This is a genomic window from Butyricicoccus sp. AM05-1, assembly GCF_003474415.1.
GTDB classification, from domain to species: Bacteria; Bacillota; Clostridia; order Oscillospirales; family Butyricicoccaceae; genus Agathobaculum; species Agathobaculum butyriciproducens.
The window spans coordinates 226,675-236,396 of the sequence record NZ_QUDG01000005.1; the positions used below are offsets into that span (position 1 = coordinate 226,675).

General features: G+C 60.0%; 11 protein-coding genes. All 11 read left to right on the plus strand.

Features of this window, described 5'->3' with window-relative positions:
• Positions 1–3 precede the first annotated feature (3 nt).
• Positions 4–189, plus strand: a complete 186-nt coding sequence (locus tag DW088_RS09485) for a hypothetical protein (RefSeq protein WP_118360515.1) — start codon at positions 4–6, stop codon at positions 187–189.
• A complete protein-coding gene (locus DW088_RS09490) occupies positions 182–2,128 on the plus strand; it encodes a hypothetical protein (RefSeq protein ID WP_118360516.1) in 1,947 nt (648 codons plus the stop codon). The genes DW088_RS09485 and DW088_RS09490 overlap by 8 nt, the downstream gene beginning before the upstream one ends.
• A gap of 13 nt (positions 2,129–2,141) precedes the next feature.
• Positions 2,142–2,558: a hypothetical protein gene (locus DW088_RS09495; RefSeq protein WP_118360517.1), complete on the plus strand. Its 417-nt coding sequence runs from the start codon at positions 2,142–2,144 to the stop codon at positions 2,556–2,558.
• A 13-nt stretch (positions 2,559–2,571) separates the two neighbouring features.
• The gene (locus tag DW088_RS09500) at positions 2,572–4,431 is read left to right on the plus strand and encodes an XkdQ/YqbQ family protein (protein WP_118360518.1); all 1,860 of its coding nucleotides are present in this window, start codon (positions 2,572–2,574) and stop codon (positions 4,429–4,431) included.
• Positions 4,432–4,490: 59 nt separating this feature from the next.
• Positions 4,491–4,754, plus strand: coding sequence for a hypothetical protein (locus tag DW088_RS09505; RefSeq protein ID WP_118360519.1), 264 nt, complete (start codon positions 4,491–4,493; stop codon positions 4,752–4,754).
• A gap of 18 nt (positions 4,755–4,772) precedes the next feature.
• Complete coding sequence (locus tag DW088_RS09510) at positions 4,773–6,422, plus strand: terminase large subunit (protein WP_118360520.1); 1,650 nt, start codon at positions 4,773–4,775, stop codon at positions 6,420–6,422.
• A gap of 18 nt (positions 6,423–6,440) precedes the next feature.
• Complete coding sequence (locus DW088_RS09515; protein WP_118360521.1) at positions 6,441–6,893, plus strand: DUF2634 domain-containing protein; 453 nt, start codon at positions 6,441–6,443, stop codon at positions 6,891–6,893.
• Positions 6,880–7,938: a baseplate J/gp47 family protein gene (locus DW088_RS09520; RefSeq protein WP_118360522.1), complete on the plus strand. Its 1,059-nt coding sequence runs from the start codon at positions 6,880–6,882 to the stop codon at positions 7,936–7,938. Before DW088_RS09515 ends, DW088_RS09520 begins: the two co-directional genes overlap by 14 nt.
• Positions 7,931–8,467: a putative phage tail protein gene (locus DW088_RS09525; RefSeq protein WP_118360523.1), complete on the plus strand. Its 537-nt coding sequence runs from the start codon at positions 7,931–7,933 to the stop codon at positions 8,465–8,467. Before DW088_RS09520 ends, DW088_RS09525 begins: the two co-directional genes overlap by 8 nt.
• 4 nt (positions 8,468–8,471) lie before the next feature.
• The gene (locus DW088_RS09530; RefSeq protein WP_118360524.1) at positions 8,472–9,275 is read left to right on the plus strand and encodes a hypothetical protein; all 804 of its coding nucleotides are present in this window, start codon (positions 8,472–8,474) and stop codon (positions 9,273–9,275) included.
• A partial coding sequence (locus DW088_RS09535) for a hypothetical protein (RefSeq protein WP_199720428.1) occupies positions 9,276–9,722 on the plus strand: 447 nt, incomplete at its 3' end. It abuts the gene before it with no gap.

The following is a 9,722-nucleotide window of genomic DNA, read 5'->3' on the forward strand; positions in this document are numbered from 1 at the left end:
CCAGTGCTCGACCTTGCAGCATTTTACGCGGCACGAGGCATCACGCCGGAGCAAATCCGGCAGATGAGCTACGCAGACCGTGCGGTGCTGCGAGTCGGGCGGGCGCGCTGGTACGAGAATATGATAAACATCGTCGCGGAGGGCATCTGCCGCGCGTATGCACCGGAGGAGGGACGGAATAGTGGCTAAAAATAAGGTTATCAACACCGTCCTGACGGTGCGGGATAATATGTCCGGCGGTTTGGTCAAGGCCGCCCAGAACGCGAAGAAGTCCGGCAAGGCAATCGACAGCAGCATGATCTCCGCTACGCGCAGCGTGGTGGCGTTTAAAAATAAGTCGGTCGCAGCCTTGCAGGACTACGCCAAGAAAGCCGGTGCGGCAATCGTTGCCGGTACAACTGCCGTGGCAACCGGTCTGTCGGCGCTGACGCTCAAAAGCGCACTCGCCGCCGATGACCTTAACACTCTGGCAAAGCAGAGCGGCTTTTCGACGGCAGACATCCAGAAATGGCAGTACGCATCGGACCTGATCGACGTGTCGATTGACGATATCGTCAAGTCTGCCGCAAAAATGAAGAAGAACATGATCTCGACCAGCAAGACAACGATTGCGGCATGGGATCAGCTCGGCATTAAGGTCAAGGACAGCAACGGTCATCTGCGTAACAGCACGACGGTCTTTTACGAGACTTTGACCGCGCTGTCCAAAGTGCAGAACGAGACCGAGCGCGACACGCTGGCAATGACCCTGTTTGGCAAAAGTGCGGACAGCCTTGCCGGTATCGTCGATGACGGCGGTGCCGCCCTGCAGGAGCTGGCCGGTAAGGCCGAGAAGGCCGGTGTTATTCTGTCGCAGGACACGCTGGACAGTGCGAATGCCCTCAACGATAAGGTGGACACGCTCAAGGCCACGGTCAAGGGCTTTGCAGGCAAGGTCGGATCGGAGCTGGCCGGTCGTGCGTCCAAGGCACTGGATGTTGTCGGCTCGCATTTTTCCAAGGCGTTCAACACGTCACCAATGGACTGGCTTAACGGCAAGCTGGACACGCTGATGGCAAAGCTCGACAGCTGGATTGCCGAAGGCGGTCTGGAACGGCTGGCGGATCTGCTGGTAAACGGTGTGCAGCTCGGCGCCCAGAAGGCAGGCGATATGCTGCAAAAGGCCGGTGACTCAATGGCATGGTGTAAGGAGCATACTAAAACGCTCAAGACTGGCGTCAAGCTGTTGGCGGCGGCTTTCGCCCTTGTGAAGTTGGCGGAGTTTAACCGAACAGTAAGTTCTGGTGGAAATGCACTGCTTGGACTTGGCAAAACTGTGCTGACAATGACTGGTTTGCTGGGCGGACAAGCTGCGGCGACAAGTACAGCAACGGTAGCGCAGACTGGCTTAAATGCTGCTTTGCGGGCTAACCCAGTAGGTTTTGTAATCACGGTGTTGGAAGCGCTGATCGCAGTTGGTGTATTAGTGTATAAAAACTGGGACTGGCTCAAGGCCGGTGCGCAGAGCCTTTGGAACAAGTTTAAGGACGTCAGCATTCGCATTGGCACTGCCTTTTCCGGTGCGTTCAACAAGGTCAAAAATGCCGCTAAGACGGCGCTGGAATGGGTAGCAAGCAAGCTGTCGTGGCTCAACGACAAGATCGAGAGCATCCCCATCCTGGGCAGTTTGTACAAGGGTGCCAAGGGTGTCCTGGGCGACGCTATCGAGTGGGTAGACAATGCCACAACGGGCAATCGCTCGGGCACGTCCACAGGTACGACCCAGACCAAGACCAGCAGCAAAACGACTACAACGGCCGGTCCGGTCAAGACCACGACCTCGACCACTACGACGGTACCTAAGCCGACACCCAGCAGCCTGCTGAGCCTGCCGGGACTCGGCAAGGCAACCGGTACGCCCTATTGGCGCGGCGGCCTGACCCGTGTCAACGAGCGCGGCGGTGAGATCATGAACCTGCCGAGCGGCACGCAGATCATCCCGCATGACGTGTCTGTCAAGGCGGCAGGCGGTCGGAGCGTGACGGTCAACGTCACCATCCAGGGCAACGTGATCGGCAACCGGGAGTACACTGAACAGGTCGGTGAGTACGTCGGCCGCAAGGTGCTTGCGGCGCTCGGCAACACATAAGGAGGTGCGGTAAGTGTACAAGATTATTTTCAGCGTGAACAACAACGAAGAAGTCTGGGTCATGCCGCACTGTCCGCCGGATTTCCCGATCCCGCAGCCGGAGCAGCACCACGAGACATACGAGGGCCTGAGCCGAGACTATCGCCGCATCGGCACGCTTTGTCTGCGGCACATGGAGTGGACGGCGCTGCTTCCAGTGCACCGATACTTCTTCATGCCGTCTGAGGCGTCTGCGGATGGTTGGGCGTATGTCGATTTTTTCGACCGGTGGCGTGACAAGAAGGTGCCGTTCCGGCTGATCGTGCTCGACAGCAAGGGTGCTTCCCGGCTTAACATGCCGGTGACGGTGGACAGCTTTGACGTCACCGTGCGCCGCAACGGCGATCTGGAGTATTCTATCGCTGTGACAGAATACCGATTTATCACATGAGGAGGTGCGCCGCATGGCGGCAGGCTATGTAGACGAGCACAAGCTCGTCCTGTACCGCGACGGCGCACAGCCGCGCGACATCACCGCATTTGCCAGCGACATGACGCTGACGGATGACCTTGACACACTGGCGGCGGAGCTGACGTTTACGACGTTTATCTCGCCGTGGGACAAGTACACGCCTAAGCTGGCGCTTGCGCCGGGCGACAAGGTGCGCGTGACCAATCAGGGCAAAACGGTTTTTTCAGGCGTTATCATCACGGTGACGCTGGACGGCGGTGTTACGGCCTACGACCGCGGCTGGTATCTCAACAAGTCGGAAATCGTGCTGCAGGTCAACAACCTTGCGGCCGATCAGGTCATCCGCAAGGCGTGTGCCAAGGCGGGCGTGACAGTCGGCAAGGTGTGCAGCCTGCCGACCAAGATCACGCAGTTGTGGACCGGCTCCACGCCGTCTGACATTATCAGCGATGTGCTGGACACCTGCACGTCTGCGACCGGCAAGCAGTACCGCCACCGCGTGGACGACAGCGGCCTGCAGGTCGAGGCGCTGCCGACCGCGCCTATCAAGGCATTCCACAAGCCGGCGAAAAATATCGCCGCATTTGACATCACATGGGCGCTCGGTCAGGTGAGCGGCGAGGACAGCATTGAGGACACCTACAACGCTGTTGTCATTGCCGCCGAGGACGACGGCAAGGCGTACATCGGCGCACAGGCCAGCAACGCGGCATCCATCAAGCGTTACGGTTTCATGCAGCACATAGAGACCGTGACCGAGAACCCCGGCACGGCTGTGCTTGGGCAGATGGTGAAAAATCTGCTGAAAAATGCCGACAAGGTAGGGCAGACCCGCTCCATCTCCGAGATTTGGGGCTGTGATGAGGTGCAGAGCGGCGTGGTACTGCGATTCAACTCGCCCGCGTTCGGCATCAAGGGCAACTTCCGTATTACTCGCGTGGAGCATCACTACGGCGGTGCAGGACACACGATGGCGCTGGAAATCACGGCGCTCGAGCAGGTGCGAGCCGCCGCCGAGGGCAAGACCGACGCGGCAGCCATCAAGGCCGCCAGCACGGACAAGGTGCAGGTGTTCGGTCTGCCGGATCTGTCCGGCGGCAGTGACGGCGGCTCGGGCGGCACGATCGTCAAGGCGTTGTTTACGGCGTACTACCCCGCCAACAACGCTCTGGAGGGCGGTTATCTGGACGCGCAGGGCAACAGGCTCGACCCAAGCAAGCACACCTGCGCCGCACCGCCGTCTGTGCCGTTTGGCACCAAAATCACGGTGCGCGACACGGGCACAAGCCTCGACGGCATGACCTACACGGTCAACGACAGAGGCGGCGCGATCCAGATCAAGAACGGCGTGTACCACTTCGACCTCTTGATGTCCTCGAACGCTGAATGCAACCGCTGGGGACGCAAAAACGGCTCTGCGATCATCGGCGGCTCGGGCGGCGGCTCTGGCAGCGCGGTGTCGTTTATCAACACGGCACTGGGCGAGGTCGGTTACAAGGAGTCCGGCAAGGACATCAACAAGTACGGCCAGTGGGCCGGTCACAACGGTGTTGCCTGGTGTGTTTATTTTGTTTGCTGGTGTGCGTATAAGTCCGGTGCGCCTATCCCGACAAGCTACGGCTACGTTGGCGATATGAGCAGCTATTTCAAGTCTCGCGGCAAGTACAAATCGGCAGGCAGTTACAAGCCTAAGGCGGGCGATCTGATGATACAGGGTGACCGTCATATCGGCATTGTAATTTCTGCCGGAGCATCAAGCTGCGAAACCGTTGAGGGCAATTACAGCAACTCTGTCAAGCGTGTTACTCGCAGTTATGCGGAGATTTCCGGTTTCTGTACGCCGTGGGGATAACACAAGATATTGTATGCTTGTGGATAACACTGTGGAAGATGTGGAAAGGAGTCGTGCCTATGGCATGGGATACAGCGCTGGCGCGCGCCATCAAAGGCACAAGCCGCGCCGCACTGGCAGGGCAGCCGCAGCCGTGGTACAGGGCAGAGGTCGTGCAGGTGACGCCCAAGCTGATCTTCGCGATCGCGGACAAGGAATTTAAGTTCGACAGCAGCACCGGCCTGATTATGACCGCCACGGCAAAAAGCAAAACGTGGAAGGTCGGCATGCAGGCGGCGGCGCTGCTGCATGGGGCACAGCTGCTGGTTTTAGATAGTCTGTAACGGAGGAGGTGCAGCGGAATGTTTGACGCGGAGCAGGCGCAGTTTGTCTGCGATTTTTTAGAGTGCCTGACGTGCTCCAGCGGCGTGCCGCTGCGCCTGATGGACTGGCAGCGCAACATGATAACCGAGTTTTACGGTCAGCTGATCGAGGACGAGGACGACCCAGCAGGCAGCTACCTGCGGCGATACCAGTATCTCTATCTGGAGATCGCCAAGAAGAACGGCAAGTCGGAAATCGCTGCCGGTCTGGGTGTGTACCACCTGTTTGCCGACGGCGAGATCAATGGCGAGGTGTATGTCGTAGCGGCTGACCGCGACAATGCGGGCATCGTCTTTGCGGCGGCCAAGTATATGGTAGAGCAGAGTCCGGCGCTGAAAAAGCGCAGCCGCATCGTGGACAGCACCAAGACCATCTACGACGAGACGAGCGGCAGCAGGCTCAAGGTGCTGTCCAGCGAGGCGTACAGCAAGCACGGCTACAAGCCGAGCTGCGTTATCTTTGACGAGCTGCACGCCCAGCCGAGCCGCGACCTGTGGGACGTTATGACGTTTGGTGCCGGTGACGCACGCCGTCAGCCGGTGTGGATTGTGCTGACCACCGCCGGAGACGACCCCGACCGCAAATCCATCGGATGGGAAGTGCATGAGAAGGCGCTTGCTATCTACCGATGGCGGCGCGGCGCGAGGGACGAGAAAGCCTACGATGACCCTCGGTGGCTGCCGATCATCTACGGCCTCGGACTGATCGAGGACGAGGACGAGCTGAAAGACCTCAACATCTACGACGAGGACCTGTGGCGGCGGTGCAATCCGTCGCTCGGCAAGACGCTCAAGATGGCCACCATCCGCGCTCAGGCAGCGGACGCCAAGAAAAGCGAAGCCGCCGAGCGGCTGTTCCGTTGGCTCAGGCTTAACCAGTGGATCGCCACGGCGACTGTCGGGTGGATACCGATAACCATCTATGACAAAACGCAATGGAATCCGCCCGGCTGCAAGGACTGGCGCGAGGCCGTGCAGTTGCTGCGCGGCAAGACCTGTTACGGCGGCGTTGACCTCTCCAAGAGCACCGACCTTACCGCCTTTGTCCTCGTGTTCCCTCCGCAGGAGGGTCTGGACCGCTGGGTGGCACTGCCGACCGGGTGGATGCCGCTCAACGGCATAGAGGCACGCGAGCGCGAGGACCATGTGCCGTACCGCGACTGGATACGCGCAGGCTTCCTTCATGGCTGCAAGGGCGATATCATCGACTTTGAGGATGTGGCTTACGCTGTGGTGCAGGCGGCGCGGGACTACGACCTCAGGATGGTGGGCTTTGACCCGTATCTGGGCGCGACCGTGATGCAGCGCATCCGCGAGGCACTGTCCGGCACGGTGACCGAGGTTGTCGAGATTCCGCAGGGTATCCGGACCATCTCGCCGCCGATGAAGGAGCTGGAGCGGCTCATCCGCGCGCATGAGATGCTGCACGTCCATAATACGGCCGCGCGGCAGTGCTTTTTGAACGTGCGGTGCGTAAGTGACGACAACGAGAACATCAAGCCGACCAAGAAAAAGAGCCGCGGGCGCATCGACCTGACGGTCGGGTGGATCATCGCGTTTGCGACGGCTATGCTGCTGCCTGCACCGACGCTGGCGGATAGCGTGGCGGCTGATGATTGGCATATGTAAGTTTAGGAGGTGTCGGCTATGGCCGATGTGTTTCCGGTTATCCCGGAGGAGCTGCCCGCGCAGGTCGCGGAGAGCATTGGGCGCTCTCCGGAGTTTGTGTTCCATGAGGACGGACGCTCGGGCAGTTTTCAGCTGATCGACGGCGCTCTGGTCGAGCGGCAGGGCGTGGAGGCGGTCAAGCAGTGGCTTGAGCTGATGCTGCGCCAGAAACCGGGATCAATCCCGATCTACCGGACGAGTGGCACGACCCAGCCGGGCGTGGAGGCGGTCAGCCTTGACCGGCGCGTGCCGGAGGGCTGGATTTTTGCCGAGATTGAGCGCAACGTGCGAGAGACCGCCGCGTTCTGCCCGGCTATCCGGTCGCTTGACAGTTTTAAGTTTACGCGCGTGCGGCGCGGCGTGGAGGTACGCTTCACGGTCCGCCTGCACACCGGAGAGAGTGAGGAGGTGACGACGTTTGTCAGCGAGTGAGATTTTAGACAAGATGCTGTCCGCAATGCCGGAAAGCTATCAAAAGACCATCGGTTTCCCGACGTATGACCTTTTAGCTGCAGTCAGCCTGCGGATGGAGGGCACGGACGAGGCTATCGACGAGGCCAAACAGCAGCTTGACCCCGAAAATCTGCACGACAGCGCGCTGGACCGCTACATCTATCCGCGCTCCGGCTTGGAGCGCAAGGCGGCGACCTTTGCGCACGGCAGCCTGACCGTCACCGGCACAGGCACGGTCGGGCAGGGCACGCTGTTTGAGTCCGGCGGCGGTGTTCAGTATTATGCGACAGAGACCGTAGCCATTGAGGGCGAGGGCACTGTACCGGTCACCTGCACGGTGGACGGTACGGCAGGTAACCTGCCCGCGCACAGCGTGACGCAGATGCCGGTGTCAGTGCAGGGCATTGCCTCGTGTGATAACCCTGAGCCGATCGGCGGCGGTTACGCAGAAGAATCCGACAGCGAGTATTACGCGCGCTATCTGGTCGTACTGCGCACGCCTGCCACGAGCGGCAACGTGTACCACTATGCCCAGTGGGCGCTTGAGGTGGCCGGTGTCGGTCATGTCAAGGTGTTTCCGCGCGTACAGGGGGCGAACACGGTTGACGTGGTAATTGCCGACAACGCCGGTCAGCCTGCATCGCCTGCGCTGGTGAAGTCGGTGCAGGACTTCATCGACCCCGACAGCGAGGGAGCCGGTAGGGGACAAGCGCCCATCGGTGCACAGTGCTTTGTCACTGCCGCGACCGGCAAGGCCATCACGGTCAGCTGCACGGTGTCCAAATCGGACACCGTGACCGAGGACATCCTGACGTCCGGCATCAAGGAGAGCGTTGCGGCTTATCTGGCAGGCACGGTCTTTACCCAGGACTACATCAGCTATGCACAGATCGGCGCGGCCATCATGGACACGCCGGGTGTGATTGATTACGCCGGGCTGAAAGTGTCCGGCGGCATCGTGAATATTGCAATCGCGGAACGCGAGTGTCCGGTACTGGGCGAGGTGACGATCACCTATGGCTGAGTTTGACAACATGCTGCGCAGTCTGCCGGTGGCGTACCGGACGGACAAGTGGGTGTGCGACCTGCTTGCCGCGATCCAGTCGCTCGACGACACGCAGCGCGAGCAGATGCTCGACATTACGCAGCAGCTGTTTCCTGCCAGCATGACGTGGGCGCTTGCCATCGAGGAGCGCGACGCCGGACTGCCGTCCACCGGCACGCTGGAGGAGCGCCGCACGGCGCTGATTGCACGGTGGCGCGGCTCGGGCAAGTGCGATGTTGACCTGATTCAGCGCGTGTGCGACAGCTGGAAGAATGGCGAGATTTCCGTCGGCTTTGCAAAGGGCGTCGTTCTGCTGACGTTTATCGGCGCGTACGGTATCCCGGCACCGGCTGAGCTTGCGGCACTGAAGGAGGCGGTAGACCGCACAATCCCGTGCCATCTGGCGGTGCAGTTCCTCTGGCGCTGGCTGCTGGTGCGCGAGGTGTCCGCGATGACGGTCGATGAGCTGCAGTCGCACCCCATCAGCGATTTTGCGTTTGAGGAGTGATACAGTGAGCAAAACAACAAAAAATCTCGGGCTGTTTGAGTATGAGAAGGACAAGGACGGCGCGAGCACGTTTAATATCGAACAGGCACTTAACGCCAACTGGGACAAGCTGGACAACGAAGTTGCAGCGCGTGTAAAGACCACGGAACTGGCCGCCGAGGTCAAGAAGACCGTGAAAGGCGGCAGCTTGACCGCCTCTGATCTGGGCGCGGTATCGGCAGCGGATAAGGGCAAGGCTGGCGGCATTGCGGGTCTGGGCGCTGACGGCAAGGTGCCAGCAGCGCAGCTGCCCGCGATGAATTACGAGGGCAAGGGCGCCGTAGATACGCATAACAAGAGTTCAACCGCGCACAAGGAGCTGTTCGACAAAAAGCTCGACAAGCTGACCGGCAAGAAAGGGCAGTTTGCAGGCTTTACGGAGGATAACGTAGTCGGTGCGATGGATGCCCCCAACGGCGGCGAAAGCGACTCCGGCGTGGGTGAGCTGCAGGACACCGAGATGGAGGTCGGCACGATCACCAACGCAGGGGCAGGCTGGAACACCTACCATTTTAGAGAGGCGTTTGAGGGTGTGCCGCAGGTGACCTGTCAGGCCGAGGACTTTGACGGCGTGGTGCTGATTAAGGACATCACCGCCGAGGGATTTTTGTACTGCCTGCGTACCTTGCAGACCGGAACTTACTATATCGGTACTGAGACGGGTACCAACCCGTCTCACAAAGAGACCACACTGGTCAGCGGCACAACGACCACAGCTGACGCAGTTAAAATCAATTACATTGCCGTAGAGTATGGAGGCGAAAGATAAATGTTAGCAAATCAGAGCGATTTTATGGCGTATGCGTCGGCACTCAAATCGAATTACCGCAAAGGCGTGCATAGGTTGGAGACGATCCTCTCCAACCCGACTATGAGCGCGGAGTTTGCCGCCAATCTGGGCGGCGTGTCGGTCGTGCTCGGCGTGCCGATCAGCATGCCGGACCGCAACAGCGACAAGCTGCTTGAGCTGCTGCTCGGCAGTGCGGTTGCCGATGATGCGGTGCTGACATGGATGCACCAGTTTTACGAGTTCACCGACTGGGACGATCTGCTCAGTGATTCCGCCCGCTGCAAGGAGATGGCCAACAACCCGCTGATCTGGCGCGCGGCCGGCGGCAGTAAGCTGGCGGTTGGCAAGTCTGTTGCTACGCTGGCGGGGCTGTCCTGCTCGGCGTATAAGGATATTGATGCGGTAGCAGCTTCTCAGGTTGCTATG

Bases quoted from the DNA above. Each gene is read 5' to 3' on its own strand.
- DW088_RS09500 (WP_118360518.1), top strand. From the start codon at position 2,572: ATGGCGGCAGGCTATGTAGACGAGCACAAGCTCGTCCTGTACCGCGAC.
- DW088_RS09505 (WP_118360519.1), top strand. From the start codon at position 4,491: ATGGCATGGGATACAGCGCTGGCGCGCGCCATCAAAGGCACAAGCCGC.
- DW088_RS09510 (WP_118360520.1), top strand. From the start codon at position 4,773: ATGTTTGACGCGGAGCAGGCGCAGTTTGTCTGCGATTTTTTAGAGTGC.
- DW088_RS09515 (WP_118360521.1), top strand. From the start codon at position 6,441: ATGGCCGATGTGTTTCCGGTTATCCCGGAGGAGCTGCCCGCGCAGGTC.
- DW088_RS09525 (WP_118360523.1), top strand. From the start codon at position 7,931: ATGGCTGAGTTTGACAACATGCTGCGCAGTCTGCCGGTGGCGTACCGG.